Source organism: Niveispirillum sp. (genome assembly GCF_017996735.1).
Taxonomy (GTDB): domain Bacteria; phylum Pseudomonadota; class Alphaproteobacteria; order Azospirillales; family Azospirillaceae; genus Niveispirillum.
In genome coordinates, this window is the sequence record NZ_JAGOGJ010000032.1 from 1 (window position 1) to 20,340 (window position 20,340).

The 20,340-nt window shown below is 64.3% G+C and carries 18 protein-coding genes; 9 read left to right on the forward strand and 9 right to left on the reverse strand.

What is annotated here, in order from left to right:
• Positions 1-1,402: Tex-like N-terminal domain-containing protein (locus KBA48_RS12375; RefSeq protein WP_292906708.1), on the reverse strand; the 1,402-nt coding region annotated here is incomplete at its 3' end.
• A 288-nt stretch (positions 1,403-1,690) separates the two neighbouring features.
• Here KBA48_RS12375 and cueR point away from each other — a divergent pair.
• From cueR to KBA48_RS12410, 7 genes are all read left to right on the forward strand, one after another.
• Entirely contained in the window at positions 1,691-2,077 is a 387-nt protein-coding gene (gene cueR / locus KBA48_RS12380; RefSeq protein WP_292906821.1) for a Cu(I)-responsive transcriptional regulator, read from the forward strand.
• A gap of 900 nt (positions 2,078-2,977) precedes the next feature.
• Positions 2,978-3,679, forward strand: coding sequence for a response regulator transcription factor (locus KBA48_RS12385; protein WP_292906710.1), 702 nt, complete (start codon positions 2,978-2,980; stop codon positions 3,677-3,679).
• 559 nt (positions 3,680-4,238) lie between these two features.
• A complete protein-coding gene (locus tag KBA48_RS12390; protein ID WP_292906712.1) occupies positions 4,239-4,916 on the forward strand; it encodes a response regulator transcription factor in 678 nt (225 codons plus the stop codon).
• A gap of 235 nt (positions 4,917-5,151) precedes the next feature.
• Positions 5,152-5,820, forward strand: coding sequence for a tetratricopeptide repeat protein (locus tag KBA48_RS12395; RefSeq protein WP_292906714.1), 669 nt, complete (start codon positions 5,152-5,154; stop codon positions 5,818-5,820).
• 19 nt (positions 5,821-5,839) lie between these two features.
• On the forward strand, positions 5,840-7,234 hold the full coding sequence (locus KBA48_RS12400) for a PQQ-binding-like beta-propeller repeat protein (protein ID WP_292906716.1): 1,395 nt from the start codon (positions 5,840-5,842) through the stop codon (positions 7,232-7,234).
• 12 nt (positions 7,235-7,246) lie between these two features.
• Entirely contained in the window at positions 7,247-8,653 is a 1,407-nt protein-coding gene (der, locus tag KBA48_RS12405; protein WP_292906718.1) for a ribosome biogenesis GTPase Der, read from the forward strand.
• Between the two features lie 76 nt (positions 8,654-8,729).
• The gene (locus KBA48_RS12410; protein ID WP_292906720.1) at positions 8,730-9,935 is read left to right on the forward strand and encodes a hypothetical protein; all 1,206 of its coding nucleotides are present in this window, start codon (positions 8,730-8,732) and stop codon (positions 9,933-9,935) included.
• Between the two features lie 15 nt (positions 9,936-9,950).
• Here KBA48_RS12410 and KBA48_RS12415 read toward each other — a convergent pair whose 3' ends face one another.
• From KBA48_RS12415 to KBA48_RS12440, 6 genes are all read right to left on the reverse strand, one after another.
• Positions 9,951-10,265 (reverse strand): DUF1153 domain-containing protein, encoded by a 315-nt coding sequence (locus KBA48_RS12415; RefSeq protein ID WP_292906722.1) that lies wholly within the window; start codon positions 10,263-10,265, stop codon positions 9,951-9,953.
• 110 nt (positions 10,266-10,375) lie between these two features.
• Positions 10,376-11,053 carry a flagellar hook capping FlgD N-terminal domain-containing protein gene (locus tag KBA48_RS12420; RefSeq protein ID WP_292906724.1) on the reverse strand — a complete coding sequence of 226 codons (678 nt, stop codon included), beginning with the start codon at positions 11,051-11,053 and terminating at the stop codon, positions 10,376-10,378.
• Between the two features lie 30 nt (positions 11,054-11,083).
• A complete protein-coding gene (locus KBA48_RS12425; protein ID WP_292906726.1) occupies positions 11,084-13,510 on the reverse strand; it encodes a flagellar hook-length control protein FliK in 2,427 nt (808 codons plus the stop codon).
• Positions 13,511-13,741: 231 nt separating this feature from the next.
• Positions 13,742-14,185, reverse strand: coding sequence for a hypothetical protein (locus KBA48_RS12430; protein ID WP_292906728.1), 444 nt, complete (start codon positions 14,183-14,185; stop codon positions 13,742-13,744).
• The gene (locus tag KBA48_RS12435) at positions 14,182-14,541 is read right to left on the reverse strand and encodes a rod-binding protein (protein WP_292906730.1); all 360 of its coding nucleotides are present in this window, start codon (positions 14,539-14,541) and stop codon (positions 14,182-14,184) included. The genes KBA48_RS12430 and KBA48_RS12435 overlap by 4 nt, the downstream gene beginning before the upstream one ends.
• Complete coding sequence (locus KBA48_RS12440; RefSeq protein ID WP_292906732.1) at positions 14,541-15,683, reverse strand: flagellar basal body P-ring protein FlgI; 1,143 nt, start codon at positions 15,681-15,683, stop codon at positions 14,541-14,543. The genes KBA48_RS12435 and KBA48_RS12440 overlap by 1 nt, the downstream gene beginning before the upstream one ends.
• Positions 15,684-15,972: 289 nt before the next feature.
• Between KBA48_RS12440 and KBA48_RS12445 the strand changes: the two genes are divergently transcribed.
• Positions 15,973-16,392, forward strand: coding sequence for a flagellar assembly protein FliX (locus KBA48_RS12445; RefSeq protein WP_292906734.1), 420 nt, complete (start codon positions 15,973-15,975; stop codon positions 16,390-16,392).
• A 172-nt stretch (positions 16,393-16,564) separates the two neighbouring features.
• Entirely contained in the window at positions 16,565-16,996 is a 432-nt protein-coding gene (gene dksA, locus KBA48_RS12450) for an RNA polymerase-binding protein DksA (RefSeq protein WP_292906736.1), read from the forward strand.
• 231 nt (positions 16,997-17,227) lie between these two features.
• On the opposite strand, the gene KBA48_RS12455 is transcribed toward dksA, so the two are convergent.
• On the reverse strand, positions 17,228-18,679 hold the full coding sequence (locus tag KBA48_RS12455; RefSeq protein WP_292906738.1) for a mannitol dehydrogenase family protein: 1,452 nt from the start codon (positions 18,677-18,679) through the stop codon (positions 17,228-17,230).
• On the reverse strand, positions 18,679-20,211 hold the full coding sequence (locus KBA48_RS12460) for a UxaA family hydrolase (protein WP_292906740.1): 1,533 nt from the start codon (positions 20,209-20,211) through the stop codon (positions 18,679-18,681). Before KBA48_RS12460 ends, KBA48_RS12455 begins: the two co-directional genes overlap by 1 nt.
• Positions 20,212-20,340: the final 129 nt, after the last annotated feature.

Consider the following 20,340-nt stretch of genomic DNA (forward strand, 5'->3'; position numbering starts at 1 on the left):
GCCCAACGCCGATGGATTTCGGATCGATCTTCACCAGCTCGGCCAGCGGGTCCTGCAGGCGCCGCGCGATGGAGACGGCGCCCCGCAGGGACACGTCCAGCTTGGGGAATTCCAGGGCCGCCACTTCCGACGCGGAGTAAACCGAGGCGCCTGCCTCCGACACCATCACCTTGGTGATGCGGTGGTCGGGCAGCAGGCCGATCAGGTCGGCGGCCAGCTTGTCCGTTTCCCGGCTGGCGGTGCCATTGCCGATAGCGATCAGGTCGACATCATGGCGCTTGACCAGGGCAGCCAGACTGGCCAGCGACCCCTGCCAGTCCTTGCGCGGTTCGTGCGGGTAGACGACGCCGGTATCCAGCAGCTTGCCGGTCGCATCGACCACGGCCACCTTCACGCCGGTGCGGATGCCGGGGTCCAGGCCCAGGGTGGAACGCTGGCCGGCGGGCGGGGCCAGCAGCAGATCCTTCAGATTGCGGCCGAAAACATGGATGGCCTCATCCTCCGCCTTCTCGCGCAGGACATTCATCAGGTCCAGTTCGATATGCAGCGAAATCTTGGTCTTCCAGGCCCAGCGGCAGCATTCGGCCAGCCAGCGGTCGGCCGGCCGGCCCCGGTCCTGAATCTGGAAGGCGGCGGCGATCAACCCCTCGGCCGGATGCGGGCTGCCCGGCGGCGGCTCATCCCCCACGGCCAGCTTCAGATCCAGCACGCCGGCGGCGCGGCCCCGGAACAGGGCCAGCGCACGATGCGAGGGCATCTTGGTCAGCGGCTCGCTGAAATCGAAATAGTCGCTGAACTTGGCCCCTTCCTCGGCCTTGCCATCGACCAGCGCCGACACGACGCGGCCCTGATTCTGGGCGAAATCGCGCAGGCGGCCGACCAGCGTCGCATCCTCGCCCATGCGTTCCACCAGGATGGCGCGCGCCCCTTCCAGGGCGGCCTTCACGTCGGCCACACCCTTGTCGGCATTTACAAAGCCGGCGGCTTCCGTCTCCGGCGAGCAGGTGGGGGTGGACAACAGACGGTCGGCCAAGGGCTCCAGCCCCGCCTCGCGCGCAATCATGGCCTTGGTGCGGCGCTTGGGGCGGTAGGGAAGGTAGAGATCCTCCAGCCGCGTCTTGGTGTCGGCCTCATTGATCTGCTTGGCCAACTCGGGCGTCATCTTGCCCTGTTCATTGATGCTGGCCACGATGGTGGCGCGACGCTCCTCCAACTCCCGCAGGTAACGCAGCCGTTCTTCCAGGTTGCGCAGTTGCGTATCGTCCAGGCCGCCCGTCACCTCCTTACGGTAACGCGCGATGAAGGGGACCGTGGAGCCCTCATCCAGCAGGCCGACGGCTGCCTCCACCTGGGCGGGGCGGACGGACAGTTCGGCTGCGATCTTGTGGGCGATGGACAGCATGGGGCAGGGCCTTGGATCAATTCACCGGGGGCGTGCGTGATAGCGCATCGGGAAGGGTGGGGGAAGCGATCAAGGGGGGAAGGTCCGCCCCCGCGTTGCCGCAGTGCAGAGATGCGTTAGCGCTAAACGCCTTTAACTATTCCATAACCCCTCCGGGCCTATAACCGCTTTCAGCAACATCTTCTGTTGTTTCCCTCCCAGAAGTTCCCACCTGAACAACCCCGGCGCCCCATGGCGACGGGGTTTTTTTTACGCCATGCTCGAGGCGAGCCAGGCGGGGAGGGGATGATGAATATCGGTGAGGCGGCGGCAGCCACGGGCGTGTCGGCCAAGATGATCCGGCATTATGAAAGCATCGGCCTGATCAAGCCGGCCCTGCGCACCGAATCGGGTTATCGCGTCTATGGCGACGGGGACATCCATGCCCTGCGCTTCATCCGCCATGCCCGCGACCTGGGCTTTGCGCTGGAGGATATCGACGCGCTGCTGCGTCTCTGGGCTGACCGGGGCCGCTCTTCCTGTGAGGTGAAGAAGCTGGCGCTGGACCATATCGCCACGCTGGACCGCAAGATCGCCGAGCTGCAGGTCATGCGCGCCAGCCTGACCGACCTTGCCGACCGCTGCCAGGGCGATGATCGTCCGCAATGTCCGATTCTGGAGGGGTTGGCCGGCTGATATCGGTAACAGGCCGATCTATCGGCCAACGATATCGGTCCGATTGCCTGCGCTTAAGACTTTTTTAAGCCTTGGGAAGAAAATGGCTTGACCCGGCCGGCGATTTGAAAGAAATAGTCGTCACCCGGGCCGGTACGTTCCACTTGTTTCAAGCGGTACGTTCCCAGCGTGTCGTGCGGCCAAAAAGAAAGGCCGCTACGATGAGCGGCCTGAGTTTAGGGAGGAAACGCCCGATAAGGGCAAGCAGCACAACGTGCTGCGATGCAAAATATGGCTCCAATGAGAGCTGATGGCAAGCGCAAAGACAGCCCCTCCGCGGGGCTGTTGCCGTTTATATTGCCACCGGTAGACAGTGAGGATGGCTCTTCGCCACTTCCAAGGCGCCCGGCCAGCTTCCCCCGCTTTGCCATAAACCCTTCCAAATGAATATGAATTGCCATTCATCCACAGAATGGGGCGGCTTTGGCGCATGCTGCGTTGCAGCATGACCATGCGAAATCATTTGGCGACACTTGCGCTTGTTGCATAGCTGTGGCCGCTGTGCGCAATTCCGGGTGCTCTTTCGGCCGGAATGCATTATCCAAAATTAAATGCATATTCGAGCTAATCTCGACCGGAACATCCTGACCAAATGCCAATTGGCCAGCGCGCCGGTTTGCGGTCAATGTGGCTATTGCTTAAAGCGTATGTGGCGATGTCACAGCCGAATTCTGACGATTTTGAGGCCAAATCATTGGCCTATACCGAAAGTATTCAAAAAATACGGCGTTAGAGGGGTGTTGGACGCCAATGGAGAGGGCTATTCTCTATATGGATTGAAAAGCCGGGGCTTACCGATCCCCAGCCATCGACCCCAAAGCGGGATCGGTTCTCCGATTGGCCAGGTATGGAGTGAACGCCATGAGCACGCAGACAGTGATTCTGATCGACGCGAACAAGCTGTTCCGGGAAGGGTTGAGCCGCCTTCTGCTGGACGTGCCGTTCCGGGTGGCGGCGGAATATGCCAGCGTGGAAGAGGCCATGACCAACCCCTCGGTGGAGGCTGATCTGGTTCTTGTCGATCCCGGCGAGGAGGCAGGCGCCCTGTCGAAGATCGCGGCGTTGCGCCAGCAACGGCCGACGGCCCCGCTGGTGATCCTGACGGGGGGGCTGGATGCGCGGCGGCTGACCCAGGCGCTTGAGGCGGGTGTCGCGGGCTATCTGATGAAGGACATGTCCGCCGACGCGCTGGCACAGTCGCTGCGTCTTGTGATGATGGGAGAGAAGGTGTTCCCCACCCATCTGGCGGAACTTCTGGTGTCCGGCCAGGTCCAGCCGCATGCGGCGACGGAGATCACGGCCCTGCGCAAGGGGCTTTCGCAGCGCGAGACACAGATCCTGCGCTGCCTGATCGATGGCGACAGCAACAAGATCATCGCCAGCGGGCTGGGCATCACCGAAGCGACGGTGAAGGTCCATCTGAAAAGCCTGTTGCGCAAGATCAACGCCGTCAACCGTACCCAGGCCGCCATTTGGGCCATGAATAACGGAATCGGTCAGGCCGATGGGGCGCAGGCCGCCAATAGCGATGGGCCGGAGACGGCTGGCGTCGCTTCTGCCTGATCGGCGCCTTTGGGACAGGCCGGTGCGGCTCCGGATGCCGGAGCGGCACCGGCCTCTTTGCATATGATGCTTACAATCTCGCGGTGACTGCATATAAAAGTATGTTGTTTTCTGCGGGCCGCCGTTTCTCGATCTTGCAGGGCTGCTACCGCGCTATCCACAGGGATAGTGCGATACATGGGTATTACATTTTTAGAATTTTGATATAGATTGAATATCGTACATGGCTGAACGGGTGCTTCGTTAATAGTTTCCTAAGAGCGGATAGGAAAATATTAATGCACGCGGTGCGGGCGTAAGGCTCGACTTGAGTGCTTGAACGGCAGCCTTGTGGGTCCTCCCTGTGGCCTTGATCCAACACACCATATAAGTGGTGGAGTGGATTGGTTCAGGTGGATTTCGCGCGGTTGCCCGGTCAACGGACATTTCCGGACGTCCTGCAATTTTCACAGCGGTTGCTGCATAAAATTGTAGGAGGTCGAAAGCTCATGTATAGTAGGGAAATTCCGTCGCCCAGCATCCATGGCAGGTTGCGGTTAGAGCGTAGAGGCCGTGAAAAATGCGTCTGATACTGATCGATCATGAATCCGCTTTCGTCACCCGCGTCCGGCAGGTCATGCGCCGTGCCAGCCTGAGCGAGCCGGTGGACGAGGTTGCCGATCTGGCGGATTTGGCGCGCATGGCAGCGCGCCACCCCAGCGAGGAACTGGTCGGCATGGTCTCCACCACCATGGCGGTTCGCGGGGCCATCAAGGAATTCGTTCAGCAGTGTCCCCATATCCCGCTGATCGCGGTGGGGGGCAACGACCCGGACCGGATGCGTGCCGCTCTGGGCGAGGGCGCCAGGGCCTATATCCGGCGTGGCGACGTGGGAGAGGAATTGCCCACGGCGTTGGAGGTTGTCCGCGATGGGGGTGTGTTTGTTCCGCCCGTGGTCGCCATGCGGCCGGGCGGGGAACCGCTGATGACCGTGGCCGGGCCTGTGCCCGCCGGGTTCTTCCGGGAAGATGCCGGCAAGCAGTTGACCCCGCGCCAGCGTGAAATCCTGTCCATGATCCGGGCCGGCCGCAACAACCAGGAAATCGCCGAAACGCTGGATCTGACGGTGGGGACCGTGAAGATCCATATCACGGCCATTTTCAAGGCGCTGGGTGTGCGCAACCGCACGCAGGCCATGGTGGCGGCCGACTGGCTGGATCTGCCGGCCCAGGCGCAGCCGGTGCCGACAGGGGTCTGATCGCCCGATTTAAGATGGTTTTCCGATGATCGGGGGGCGGCGTTGCGCCGCCCCTTTGCTTTTTGCCCCGCAATTGCCAGAAAGCAGCGTATTGTATCCGGCGCGACCACCGCTTGTTCTGCCCATTCCGGGCGTGCAAAGGGAGGTCGCGGGGGGCACTGCCTTGACCCGGACCGGGGGGTCTGCTATCGCCGCCCTTTATTTATTCGGTTCGGCAATCGGCCGAGGGTGATGCATGTCCGATATCTTTCGCGAAGTTGACGAGGATCTGCGCCGCGACCAGATCATGAGGTTCTGGAAGCGGCATGGCGGTCTGGTCATCGGGGCCGCTATCCTGGTGGTGGCGGCCACCGCCGGCAATGTCGGCTGGAAACATTGGCGCACCACCCGCATGGAGGAACGGACGGCCGTTCTTTCCCAGGCGCTGTCCACGCTGCGTCCCGCCGATGAGAATGCCCGGCCCGATACGAAGGCCGCCGCCGACGCGCTGGCCGCCGCCAGTGCCAAGCTGGGCGGCGGGCATGCCGATATCGCGCGGCTGTATGAAGCCGGTCTGCGCGCCCGCGATGGCCAGCGCGATCAGGCCGTCGCCCTGTATGATCAGGTGGCGGGCGCGGCGGAAGCCGATCCGATGATGCGCGATCTGGCCACGCTGATGTCCGTGCAACTGCAACTCGACACGGGTGATGCGGCCGCGCTGCGTACCCGCTTGTCGCCGCTGCTGAAGGCCGGCAACGCCTGGAAGGCATCCGCGACGGAGGCATCGGCACTGCTGGCCGTGCGTGCGGGCGATACCGCCGGTGCCGCCGCCCTGTTCAAGGAACTGTCGGAAGACAGCACCGCCCCGCAGGCGCTGCGCGCCCGCGCCACCGAGCTTGCCGCGCTTTATGCGGCGACGAAATAAGTCCGGGATCAAGGATAAGATGGCCGATACCACCCGTTCCGCCGCTGCGCTCACCCGCCCCGGCATCGCGCCGACCCGGACCCGCTACCGCATGGCTGCCCGCGTCGCGGCGCCGTTGCTGGCCTGTCTTCTGCTGTCGGGCTGCGGCATCACCGACTGGTTCTCCAGCGACGATGACGAACCCAAGCTGGGTGGCAACCGCATCTCGGTGCTTCAGTTGCAGCAGCAGCTTGAGGTCGATCCGCAGGTGACAGCGGCCGAGGTGACGCTGCCGGCTGCTGTGGCCAATGCCGATTGGGCGCAAGCCGGCGGCAACCCGGCCCATAATCCGGGGCATGTTGCCCTGGGCAACTCTCTGTCCAAGGCTTGGAGCGCCTCCATCTCCGGCTCCAGCAGCAGCGCGCGGCTGCTGGCCGGCCCCGTGGTGGCCGGCGGTCGCCTGTTCGTCCTGGACACAGATTATGACCTGCACGCCTTCGATGCCCGGAATGGCAAGCGCATCTGGAAGCGCAACGTCCTGCGCGAAAAGCAGGATGGCGAGGCGTTCGGCGGCGGCGTGGCCGTACACGACAACCGCGTCTACACCACGAATGGTTTCGGCGAGGCCGTGGCCCTGGATTATGACAGCGGCGATGTCATCTGGCGCCGCCGCATCGCCGGCCCGATTCGCTCCGCGCCCACCGTTCTGGACGGCCGCGTCTTCGTTTCCACCGTCGATAACCAGATGATCACCCTGTCGGCGGAAAATGGCGCCCTGCAATGGTATCATACCGGCTTCCTGGAGCCGGCGGCCCTACTGGGCGGTTCCGCGCCCGCCGTGGAAGGCGATACGGCCATCGTGCCCTATTCGTCGGGTGAACTGTTCGCGCTGCGCGTCGAGAATGGGCGTCAGTCCTGGCAGGACAGCCTGGCGGCGGTGCGCCGGGGCGAGAACCTGACCGGTCTTGCCGATATTCGCGGCCTGCCGGTCATCGCCGACGGCATCGCCTATGCGATCAGCCATTCCGGCCGCATGGCCGCCGTGGATATCCGCTCGGGCCAGCGTGTCTGGGAACAGGATATCGGCGGCATCACCACGCCGGCCGTGATCGGTGACTGGGTGTTCGTCACGACCAACGACAGTCAGGTCGTGGCGCTGACCCGCAAGGATGGCCGTGTCCGCTGGATCAGCCAGTTGCAGCAGTGGGAAGACCCGGAGGACAAGGAAGATCCTGTCCTGTGGACCGGTCCCATCGTGGCCGGCGGTCGCCTGCTGTTGACCAACAACCAGGGCGAACTTTTGGAACTGTCCATCACGGACGGCAAGGTCATCAAGAAGACCGAACTGCCGGCCGCCACCCTGCAGGCCCCTGTTGTGGCCGGCGAAACCCTGTATCTTTTGACGGAAGATGGCGACCTTGTCGCCTATCGGTAAACGGAGTTTTCAGTGATAAAGGCCACGCACCGGCTGACGGTCGCCATCATCGGGCGGCCGAATGTCGGCAAGTCCACCCTGTTCAACCGGCTGGTCGGCAAGAAGATCGCCCTGGTTGACGACCAGCCCGGCGTGACGCGCGACTGGCGCGCCGCCGATGGGCGCGTCGGTGGCTTGGAATTCACCGTGGTCGACACGGCCGGTCTGGAAGACGTGTTCGATGACAGCCTGGAGGCGCGCATGCGCCGCCAGACGGAGCGCGCCGTGGAACGGGCCGATGTGGCCCTGTTCCTGATCGATGCGCGCGCCGGCGTCACGGCCATGGACAAGCATTTTGGTGCCTGGCTGCGCAAGGCCGGCAAGCCCACCATCCTGATCGCCAACAAGTGCGAGGGGGCCGCCAGCCGTCCCGGCCTGATCGAGGCGTTCGAACTGGGGCTGGGTGAGCCGGTCCCCCTGTCGGCTGAGCATGGCGAGGGCATGGCCGATCTGGTTCATGCTCTGGAACCCTTCATGCCGAAGGACGAGCCGGAAGAGGACGAAGAGGCCTTTGATGCCGATGCCGCCGAGGCGCAGGTCCGCGAGGGTGAACCCGCCGAGGAGGACGAGCCCAAGGCCCTGCAACTGGCCATCGTGGGCCGCCCGAATGTCGGTAAATCCACCCTGTTGAATGCCCTGGTGCAGGAGGAGCGTGTGCTGACCGGCCCGGAGGCCGGCATGACCCGCGACGCCATCGCCGTGGAGTGGGAATGGAAGGGCCGTCCCATCCGTCTGGTTGATACCGCCGGCCTGCGCAAGCGGGCACGGGTGGAGGCCAAGCTGGAAAAGATGGCCAACCAGGACACGCTGCGCGTCATCCGCATGGCGCATGTCGTGGTGCTGTTGCTGGACGCCGACGGCATCCTGGACAAGCAGGACCTGACCATCGCGCGCCTGGTGATCGAGGAAGGCCGCGCCCTGGTCATTGCGTTGAACAAGTGGGATGCAGTGGAGGACAAGAACGCCGCCCTGCGCCGCATGGCGGACCGGTTGCAGACCTCTCTGCCGCAGGTGAAGGGTATCCCGACCGTGGCCATTTCGGCCCTGAAGGGGCAGAAGCTGACCGACCTGCTGGATGCCGTGGTCACCACCTATGGTGTTTGGAACCGCCGCATTCCGACGTCGCAGTTGAACCGCTGGCTGGCGGATATGACGGACAGCCATCCGCCGCCGCTGGTGGATGGCCGCCGCCTGAAGATCCGGTACATGACCCAGGTGAAAAGCCGGCCGCCGACCTTCGCCCTGTTCGTCAGCAAGCCGGTGGACCTGCCCGAACATTATTCCCGCTATCTGGTCAATGGCATGCGGGAGCATCTGGACCTGCCGGGCGTGCCCATCCGTCTGCTGTTGCGCAAGGGCAGCACGAATCCGTTCGATTGATCGGTGCCGCAACTGCGTTGTTGCCAAACGGCCCCTGTCCATTAGACTAAGACTAATTGGATAGGGGGCGCAGCGCATGATCTTCGGGGTCAGCTTCTGGAACAAGAAGAAGACCTTCGAGGTCTTCATCAAGAAGGACGACCGTTGGCAGCTTCATTCCCTCTGCGACCATGAGGATGAGGCCATCAACGAGGCGCAGCTTCAGTTGCGCATGGCCAAGACCTGTCAGGTCAAGGTGGTAAGGCACCGGTTCCTGTCGAACACCGCCGCATCGGAAATGGTGGTCTACGAGGCGACGGCCACCCCGCCCAAGGAAAAGCCCATCGTGGTCGCCACCCCCGTGGGGGAACTGGCGGTGTGCAAGGTCGTGGACGATCTGTTCACGGCCGATGGCCGCCGCACCATCGGGCAGGTGATGCGCGACTATATGCAGCGCAGCAACATCTGCACGACCGAATTGCTGCACAGTTTCAGTCATATCCGCAAATTGCAGGACGCGCAGGGGCTGGTGAATGCGGCGCTGCACCGGGTAGGGTCGGCGCAGGCGGCGGCCCTGGGCGTGCCGGTGAAGGAACGTATGCAACTGCTGGATACCCTGGTCACCCAGGCGCAGCAGAAGGCGCGGGCCTTCGCGGCGGAACGGGGCAATTACCCGGAGTTCAAGGGCCAGGATCTGAGTGCGCTATCCAGCCGCATCATGGAAAAGGTCGGGTTCGAGCACCATGATTATGTGCTGTGCGCCCTGATCAGCGTCTGGCTGTTTGAATGCCGGTCGTTGCTGGCCAAGGTCGATGCATTGGCACGCCTGGCCCAGGACAATGTGGAGAACGGGTTGATCCGGCAGGTGGATGGCATCCTGGCCGACACGATGATCTTTGCCGAAGTGGTGCAGGAACTGTTCGCCCCGCAGCCGAACCTGGGCGCTGCCTTAAGGCAGATGGGAGAGGTGGTTCTGTGCCGCAAGGCCGCGACGGAAAAGCTGGTCAACCCGACCATGAAAATCATCGCGACCCTGATCCAGCAGGGTCAGCTACCCCAAGCGCAAGCAGCGCTGGCAGAGCGGCTGCTTCGTGAAATCAACACCGACCGGCCGTTGGACCACCGGTCCCCGGAACGCGAGGGTGCTCTGCTGGACGAGCTTGTCGCCTCCCTGACGGGGGAGGATGGCACCATTCTGGGTGGGGAGCGCACGCACCAGTCGGTGGAGCGCCGCCGTCTGCGTCAACGACAGGAAATGCTGCGCGCCCAGGGGTTGCACAGCGTCGCCGACAATCTGCGTTAGACCTCTGGCCGCCGCTCAATCCTCGCGGCGGCGGTAATCCTGCAGCCGGGTGACACGAAGGGCCTGCACCCCGTGGCGGTCGATCATATCCTGCCAGGAACGGAATTCCTCTGCGGAAAGATCGTAGCGCCGGCAGGCCTCATCCTCGGTCAGCAGACCGGCACGGACCCCGGCCACGACTTCCGCCTTGCGCCGCATCACCCAGCGGCGGGTGTCGGGGGACGGAAGATCGTCAAGTGTCAAACGCCCGTCGTCCGTCGCGACGCCGAGTGTATCAGCTTCCAGTTCCGCCCGCAGGCGGGAAGTCGCGGCGGTATTGAGTGGCTTCATGGTGAGGAATGCCTCCAGTCCGGTACACCTATGTACCGATAACGCCCGCCCCTTAAGAAAACGTGAAAGTCAGGACTATTCCTTGGGTCAGGGTGCTGCAACCAGAGGGGTCAATCCTTGATGGACAGGACGTTGGTCATGGTGATCGGCAAGCTTCCCAGCATGAGGTAAGGTTCGCCGGCGGTCAGATCGACGCCGGTGACGCGGCCGAAACTCATCACCTGCGCACTGACTTCCTTGCCGTCTGTGCCGGTTATTTTAGCCACACCCTTGTAGGTACCATCCGCCAACTGATTGCCGCTATTGTCCAGCCCGTCCCAGTTCACATCCTGGGTGCCCGCAAACTTGCTGAGTGCCATGGTGCGCACCACCTTGCCGGTTTTGGCGTCGGTGATCTCGAATGATGCTTCAGCCGCGGGCTTGTCGGTAGATACGGTCAGATGGGCCTTTCCATCTTGCAGTGCAATACCGTTCGACTGGATCTCCACCGTCTTGCTGAGATAGCTGAGCGCCTGGTTAGGCTGCCCCTTGTTGATGGCGCTGACAACATCGTCCAGCTTCTGGTTCGTCTTGATGGACTGTTCCACCTGCGAATATTGCACCAACTGCTTGGTGAATTCCGCCGTGTCGGTGGGCTGCAACGGATCCTGGTTCTGAAGCTGCGAGGTCAGCAGCGTCAGGAAGGTTTCGTAATTGTCCGACAGATCACCCAAGGCGGATTTCTGGCTGCCGGAACTGCCGCTGGTACCGCTGGTGCCCGTCGAACCGGTAAGGCCGGAGATAGACATGGCTCAATCCTTCCCAATCTGGGTCGTTCATCAGACCCGGACATCCACCCGCCCCAGTTCCAGTATCTGGGTCTGGGCGAGAATTGCCGGGTCCTCATACTCATCGTCATTAGAAGCAAGGGGCGTGCCATGGTTCGGCTGGCCACGCTGATCCTGGCGTTCCCGCGCTTGGTCGCCGCTATCCTGCAGGGAGAAGGACAGGCTGTGCTGGTCCGTTTGCAGGCCGGCATCCTGCAAAGCCTTCTCCAGCGTCTTGGAATCCTTCTGCAGCATTTCCAGGGTCTGCGGATTTTCCGCCATTACCTTTGCGCGCAGCTTTCCTTCCGATCCGATCTCCAACTGAACATCGATGCGGCCCAGCTCCTGGGGGTTGAGGCGGATGGAAAGCCGCTCATTGCCTTCCTGGACCGCGCGCTGCACATGCATCGCCATCTGGTGCGTGGGGGGCATATAGGCACCGGGCCGATGCGGGGCCGTGGTCTGGCGCAGCGATTGGGCGAAATCGCTGCCCTGGGCCTTTACCGTATCCGTGACGGTGCCTGCTCCCGTCATGCTGTCCGATATATCCGTGGTGGGGGCGGTGCCGGCATCCTCGCCGGTAGAACCGTCGGAGGCCGGGTTCCCCGCACTCTTTCCGGCGGCGGTGACGGCGCGGGACAGCAGATTATCCTCCCGCTCGCCATTGACGGCGGGCGGGGTGGCATCGGGGCGGTTGCCGGTCGGATTCTGCCCGGCATTTTGTGCCGGCCCCGCGATGTCGCTCTGTGGTTCGGTCCTGGCGTCGTTTCCGACATGCGAGGGGGCCAGCATCCGCTGGTTGGTCTTTTCCGCGTCTTCGGCGGGTGACGGTTCCGCTTCCTGCGTTACCTGTCCATCCGCTGATGGGGTGGGAAGCGGGTTGCGGCCGGCGGCGTGGGACACGGCCGGTTTTGCCGGGGACGGGCGGGTTGCAGAGCCGGTCAGATGCGGTGCGGGCGTCTGCGATCCGCTTTGGCTGATGGTGTCCGGGGATGGCGTGTCGTCGCCGCTCTCCACGCTCACCGTTTCGGTGGTCTGGGCGGGCGGGTGTGCGGGTGCGGCTGTTTTGGCGGGCGCGGCCTTCACCACCAGGGGGGCGGGCGTAGCATCCGTCACCGTCGGTGCGGTTTCGGTTCGGGGCTGCGTCACCATGGGTTTGGGGCCGGCAACCGGGCCGGGTTCCGCAGCGCTTCCGACGGCGGGGGCCGGTGCGGAGGTCGCTGTCGGCGTCGGTGACACTGCCGGGCTCGGGGTTTGCGCGGCGATCGGGCTCGGGGACGGGGTGGTCTTATTTCCCGCGATCACCGCGGGCATTCCCTGCCCATCGTCGGTACCGGCAGCATCGACCAGATCTGCGGGCAGGGCGATGGCGCCCTTCTGGTCAGGTGCGGTGGCGGCAGCGGCGGCTGTACGTGCTCCCGTCCCGGTGACGCTGTCAGCGGGCATATCGACCGGCGCTGTGCCAGCGGGCCCGGCGGGAGCGGCATGCGCCGTGCCATCGCCGTCAGTGGTTTCGCTGGCGATCGCTGCGGCCGGCGCCGCAGGGGCGGCAACCGACGGCATGGATGGGGGAGCCGACATCGCTTCCGGCGCGGATGCCTTGATTGTGTCCAGACCCTCGGATGTCGTTGCGGTCTGCGGCATGCGAGGTGCGGGCATGGCGCTGCCGGAAAGGGGCGTTGCCGATGTGGTCAGCCGGGGGATGACAGGGGGCGGCGCCGGTGTCGCGACATCGCCCTGTGTCTGCCCCGTCGGCAGGGAGGTCAGACCCGTGCCCGCTGTGGTCAGGGTCATGCCCAACAGGCCGGACGGCGGACCCGACTGGGTCAACGGGATCACCGGTGCCGCCGCCGGGGTGGGGATATCCCCTTCCGTGGTCGCGACAACCAGGGTTCCGGTCACGTCGATTTCTTCGACACCACTTCCATCCACGGACCTCTCATCCCCGTCGGCGGGGCTGGCCAGCCCGCCATCAGCGGAGATGACGCGTGACAGGTCGTTCAGGAAGGCGATCACTTCCTGATCCATTTCCTGACCCGCCAGGGCGCCACCCGCCAGAAGGTTCAATCCCGACTGCGCCCATCGCCCTTCCATCGGCCTGGCGGTCAGGCCATTGCCGTTGCCCATGGCGCTGTTGAGGGCGCCCGCCATTTTCAGCAAACCGGAACCAGCGAGCGCCGCCGTGCCTTGCGGTACGGTCAGCCCCATCACGGTGCCGTCCGTTGCGACAGGCGCTTCCCCCTCGCCCATGGCGCCGGGCGCCAATCCCCCCGCCGTCAGGGAGAGGAAATTGTCCAGCAGCCGGTTGAAGCTGTCCACCGCCTCCAGCCCATCGCCGGGGGCGACGGCGTTGCCGCCATTCCCGGCCAGCGCGCCGAAGGAGAGGGCCGCCGTGGAAGCGGCGGTATTGGGCGCGGCGAAGAGGGTCGAGACGTCCATGGTTGGGTTCCTGCGCTTAGTCGGTTGGGACCATGCACCTATCGTGCCAGCACAAAAGCGGCGGATTTGCCGGGATTATGGACTGTCCCCGCCTGCCGACCGGCAGAAGCTGCCGGTTCCTGGGCAAGGGCTGCCGGGTGGCAGCATCACCTGTCCGGCAGGCAAGGGGGTTGCGTCACGGCGGACCCGGTGGCCGTCGTCATCATGGGAAAATAATCATCGGAAATGGTGTCAGAACGACTTGTTATAGGCCATCGAGGGTGTGGCCTTGCGCGCATAGGCCGCCGGCATCACCGTGCCGCCGCGCCGCGTATACATGCCGTCATCGGCCCGGGCCTTGTTGATCGCGGCGACCAGGGTGTTGACGGTCGACTGTGTCACCTGGGTCGCGGCACGCACCAGGCGGGCATGTTCCAGGGTGGCGTTGATGAAATCGTCCGACGCCTGTTTCAGCCGCGCCTTCGCCTCGTCATCCATCAACTGGAGCGTCTCGGTATCCGCCTTCACGGACCGCACGCAATCCTCATAGGTGCGAACCAGCAGGGGCTTCTTGTCGGCGATGGCCGTCAGGGCCGGGATGTTGCGTTTGCGGATGGCATCGTTTTCCAGTTGGAAGAGATCCGTCAGCCGCCGCATCGCGTCAATCAGCGCGTCCGCGCGGGTGTTTACCGTCATTTCGGTCCTTTCTTTGTTCCTTGTTCTTGTTCCTGCATACGGATCATCTCCGCCTTGACCTGATCGGCCAGACCCAGGCCGCCGGCCTTGGAGATCTGCTTGCCATATTCCTCGACCATCATGCCGCGCCAGGTGTTCTCCGCCTCGCCGCCGCCGAAGGTCTCGTCGGATTCCACGCCCTGCCACATCTGGGAGAGCATCTGCGACAGGAAGACGGCTTCGAATTCCTGGGCCGCCTTGCCTACATCCTTGGCCGTGGGTTTGGGTCCCTGGCTGGTGGCGCGGTTGACACCGCCGCTCTGGGCCAGGGCCTGGGGATCGAAGCCGGGGGTGGAAATCTTCATGCTGTCGGACATCACATCACCTCAATCTCGGCCTGAAGGGCGCCAGCCGCCTTGATGGACTGGAGGATCGAGATCATATCACGTGGCCCCACGCCCAGCGCATTCAGGTTATTCACCAGTTCCTGAAGCGAGACACCGGCCGGCATGACCGCCAGCTTCTTGTCGGCCCCTTCATCGACCTGGATATCGGTGCGCGGCACGACCGTCGTCTGGCCACCCTGGCTGAAGGGTGCGGGCTGCGACACCTGCGGCGTTTCGGTGATCTTGATGGTCAGGTTGCCCTGGGCGATGGCGACCGTGGAGATGCGCACATTCTCGCCCATCACGATCACGCCGGACGCCTCGTCGATGACGACACGGGCCACCTGATCGGGCTGCACGCGCAACTGCTCCACCTCGCCCAGAAAGGCGACAAGGTCGGTCTTGCGCTGCGGCGGCACATTGATCATCACGCTGGTCGGATCGATGGCCTTGGCCGTCTGCGGGCCGACAAGCTGGTTGATGGCGGTGGCGACGCGCACGGCCGTCGTGAAATCCGGGTTGCGCAGTGACAGGCGCAGATAGGGCAGGTCGGACAGGGCGAAGTCGATCTCGCGCTCCACGATGGCGCCGCCGGCAATACGGCCGCTGGTCGGCACGCCGCGGGTGATGGAGGCGCCGGCGCCCTGGGCGCTGAAGCCGGAAATGGCGACGGCCCCCTGGGCCACGGCATAGACCTCGCCATCGGCACCCAGCAGCGGCGTCACCAGCAGGGTCCCGCCCTGAAGGTTCTTGGCGTCGGCCATGGCGGCGACGCTGATATCGATGCGCGACCCCTGGGAGGTGAAGGGCGGCAGGGTGGCCGTGACCATGACGGCGGCCACGTTCTTGGTGCGGATCGTATCGCCCCGGACATTAACGCCCAGCCGTTCCAGCATGCCGATCAGGCTCTGTTCGGTGAAGGGCGAGTTGTTGATCGTATCGCCCGTGCCGTTCAGGCCGACCACCAGGCCATAGCCGATCAGCATATTGTCGCGCACCCCCTCGACATCGGCGATATCCTTGATTCGGCTCTGCGCATGCGCCATGTCGGGCGCCATCAGCGTCAGGGCCGTCAGGATGGCCGCGACCAGTTGGCCGATCCGGGTCTTGGTGGAGGTCGTGCGCGTCGCCATGGCGGGGCTTCCGATTCTGTCACTTGCCTTCGGTTCGGGACCGTTCTGTCCCTTATCGTCGGCAGGTCATCTGCCAGAACCATGCCAACCAAGGGATTGCGCGCCTTTCCAGCCCGATGGTCAAGGTTTGCCGGGTGGTTCAAAGGGTCAGGGTGACGCCGGGGGCAAAAAATGCCCTAGGACGGGAGCGGCCACGGGTGATACCTGTAGTTAAATCGGCGCACCCGTCCTATATATGTGGTGTCGGAACCGCCGTCTGATCGCCCCAGCGAAAGCAACCGTCAGCGCCATGAAGATCGAGGGTCCTTCCTCCGCCCGTCCCGGCCAGGTGAAGAAAGCCACGCGCAGCGGTGGCGGTGAATTCGCACGCCATATCCAGGGCGGGGACGAGGATGACGGCGTCTCCCGCTCGTCGGGGACGCAGAACCTGTCGGGCATCAATCCGCTGTTCGCCTTGCAGGAGGTGGACGACGCCTTGTCCGGCAAGAAGCGCAAGGCGCAGGCCCGGGGCGAGGATATTCTGGACCGGCTGGACGAGATCCGTCTCGGCCTGCTGATGGGCACCATTCCGCTGGAAAAGCTGCATGAGCTGAGTCGTGTTCTGCAGAACCGCATCGGCGATCTGGATGATCCGGAGTTGCAGCAGGTTCTGGACGAGATCGACCTCCGCGCGCAGGTGGAGATCGCCAAGCTGACGCCGCAGGCTTGATCCCTATACAAACAACCGCATACGGTTGGATGGCAGGGCTGGCGGCTTTCCCGGGAAATTGTTTCGTTTCAGCGCATTAGAGATTTTCGGAACATGCTGCTCGGCTGTTGCGGGCGCGGCCTTGTCTCCCTATACTCCGCGCCGTTTCGAGGCCCATGATCGGACCAGCCAGATGTCGTCTAATACGTTGCCTCTGCTTCCCGCCGATTACCGCCCGTCGGAAGACGAGGAATATATGAACCCGCTGATGCGGGCCTTCTTCCGGCAAAAGCTGCTGCAATGGCGGGCCGAGCTGTTGCGCGAAAGCAGCGAAACACTGAACAGCCTGCATGAGGATGGCGGGCTGCAGGAACCCGACATTGCCGACCGCGCCACACTGGAGACGGACCGCGCCCTTGAACTGCGCACCCGTGACCGGGAACGCAAGCTGATCTCCAAGATCGACGCCGCACTTCAGCGAATCCATGACGGCGAATATGGCTATTGCGAGGAGACGGGGGAACCGATCGGTGTTCGCCGCCTGGAAGCCCGCCCCATTGCTACGATGAGCCTGGAAGCCCAGGAGCGGCATGAGCGCATGGAACGCACCCATCGCGACGATTGATGTCGGGATGGGGTTTGATATGAAGGGAAAGGCCGGTGGGGCGATCCGCCGGCCTTTTTTGCATTCGGGGTGGTTATCGGTGGGGGGCCCTCACCCTCCCATTGGCTGGCGCCAATGGGCCCCTCCCTCTCCCACGTTCGTGGGCGAGGGGCTGAATTTGGCGTTTTGCTTGATTCTGCCCCTCGCCCGCTTGCGGGTGGGAGGGTGAGGGCGGCGACATTTCCGCCCGCGTCAGATCCCCCGCAGCGCCGCCTGGACCCCGCCGCCCAACAGGGCATAGGCCCGTTCCAGCGCAGCGCGGAAGGCCGCATTGCCCGTCAGTGTCGCGGGGAACACCTGTTCCAGGGCGAAGAAGCAGGACACGTCGCGATGGGCATCATCGGTGCAGGCGCGACCGATGGTCAGCAGGGACTCGGCCAACGGGTCGGTCAGCTTGGTCCCGTCGGCGGCCTTGGCCCGTACAAATCGCATCCAGGCGGCCACGGGCAGGGCCAGGCGGTCCACGGACGCGCCGGCCGCCAGCCTTTCGGCAATGGTGCCGAACAGGCGGAAGGGCAGCTTGGCCGATCCGTCCCAGGCGATCTGTGACAACAGATGCCGGATGCCGGGGTTGGAGAAGCGGGCCAGGATGGCGTCGATATAGGCCGGATAATCGATACCGGCATCCAGGCTGAGTGTAGGGCTTATATCGTCCAGCATCAGGCGGCGGGCAAAGCCGGCCAGATCGGCATCGCCCATCGCCTCGGCCACCGTTTCATACCCGGCCAGAGAGCCCAGATAGGCCAGCGTGGAATGCGGGCCGTTCAGCAGGCGCAGCTTGGCCCGGTCATAGGCGCTGACATCCGTGGTCAAGGTCACACCGATGGCGGCGAAATCCGGGCGGATATTGCAGAACTTGTCCTCGATCACCCATTGGGTGAAGCGTTCGCGCTGGATCGGCCAATTGTCGGACAGGCCGGTTTCGGCTGTCACGCGGGCGCGCAGGGCATCGTCGGTGGCCGGCGTGATACTGTCCACCATAGTGCGCGGGAAGGCGACCTTCTCCCGGATCCAGGCGGCCAGGTCGGCGTCATGCCTGTCGGCCAGCGCCGCCACGGCGCGGCCCAGTTTGTGGCCGTTATCCACCAGATTATCGCAGGAGATCACCGTGAAGGGGGCCGTGCCCGCCTTGAACCGGCGGCGCAGCCCTTCCACCAGATGGCCGATCAGGCTGACGGGGTTCAGCGGCTCGGCCACGTCATGGGCGATGTCGGGGTGATCGAAATCCAGCGACCCGTCGCCCTTCAGGCAATAGCCCTTCTCCGTGACGGTCATGGTGACGATGACCGTGTCCGGGTTGGCCAGACGGTCCAGCAGGGCCGCCCGGTCGCCGGAGCCGGCCAGCGTCTCCTTGATCGACCCGATCACGCGGTAGCGGGTTTCCCGCTCCAGCTCCGCCAGGATGTAGAGATTATCCTGCGGCCGCAGGGCGTCGCGCACATCCGTGCTGCGCAAGGCGGCCGCACAGATGGCCCAGTTGCCACCCCGGGCCAGCGCCTCGTCGAAGAAAAACGCCTGATGTGCCCGAAAGAAGGCGCCGGGGCCGAAATGGACCACGCCGATGCCGGCAGCCGCGCGGTCATAGGCGGGGCGGGCGACATCACCGTGGAGCAGGTCCAGATTGGCATTCGACAGGGTCGGCATTACAGGGTCACTCCGTTCTTCCAGATGGCGATTTCGCGCTGGCCGTTCTTTTCCGCGCGGGTTTCCTTGCCCGATGCCGTGTCCAGGATCAGGAACCACAGGACATCGGCGGCCCCGTCCAGGCCGGTATCGGTCAGGGCAAGCCCCGCGTCAAAATCGATCCAGTTCGGCTTCTGCCGGGCCAGCACGCTGTTGGACGCGATCTTCAGGGTCGGCGCCGGGAACCCCAGCGGCGTGCCGCGCCCCGTGGTGAACAGGATCACCGTCGCCCCGGCCGCCGTCAGCGCCGTGGAGGATACACCATCATTGCCGGGCGCCTCCAGCAGGGTCAGGCCCTTCACGCGCCGCATCGCGCCATAGGCGATGACGTCGCACAGAGGGGCACGGCCTCCCTTCTGCACGGCGCCCAGCGACTTTTCCTCCAGCGTCGTGATACCGCCCGCGATATTGCCGGGGGACGGGTTCTCATAGACAGGCTGGTTGTGATCCAGGAAATACTGCTTGAAGCCGTTGACCAACTTGACGACGCCGTCGAATACCGTCTCGTCAACAGCCCGACGCATCAGAAGTTCCTCCGCCCCGAAAATCTCCGGGATTTCGGTCAGGATGGCGCTGCCGCCGGCCGCCGTCACCCGGTCCGCCATGCGGCCCACCAGCGGGTTGGCCGTCAGGCCGCTGAACCCGTCCGATCCACCGCATTTCAGGCCGATTACCAGATCGGACGTGGGGCAGGGCTCCCGTTTGTCGCCCGCCGCGATCGCCACCAGTTCGGCGACGGCGTTGATGCCGTCTTCGATTTCGTCGCTGCTGGTCTGTGCCGTAAAGGCCCGCAGGCGGCTGCGGTCGATACCGGGCGCATCGCGCAGCAGCTTGTCCAACTGGTTCGACTCGCAACCCAGGCCCAGCAGCAGCACGCCGCCGGCATTGGGATGCTGTGCCAGGGCGGCGATGACGGCCTTGGTATGGGCCAGATCGTCCCCCAATTGTGAACAGCCGAACGGGTGGGGGAAGGCCACCACCCCGTCCACCTGGCCCGCGAAACGCTGGCTGGCCAGGGTGGCGATACGTTCCGCCGTACGGCTGACGCAGCCGACGGTGCACAAAATCCAGATCTCGTTGCGGGTGCCGACGCGCCCATCGGCCCGGCGATAGCCCAGGAAGCTCTGCTCGGCCCTGGGCAACGCCGTCCAGGCGGTGTCCGTACCCGCCGGCTCGTACCGGTAGCTGAGCGTGCCGGACAGGCCGGTGGCCAGATTATGGCTGTGAACATGGACGCCAGCGTCGATGCCAGCGGTGGCAACGCCGATCGGCCAGCCATATTTGCGCACGGCATCACCGGCCTTCATGGCATGCAGGGCGAATTTGTGCCCGCGCGGAATGTCGGACAGCAGGGTGACGCTGTGGCCGCCCAGATCGATCCGCGTGCCGGCCTCCAGCGCCTTTACCGCGATGGCCACGTCGTCGGCGGGATCGACGATATGGGCGGGCGGAAGCTCGTCTTGCAGCGGTGCGGGTGGTTGCACGCAACTCATCTTGGCGTCATCCTTGGCATGCGGTCACCGGGATGCGGTCAGCCGGAAAGTTCCCGGCGCGCACCGCGTCTGGCTGATTGAAACTGACACCGGTTACCGGATAGATCAAGAGGACAGGTGCCGTCCAGG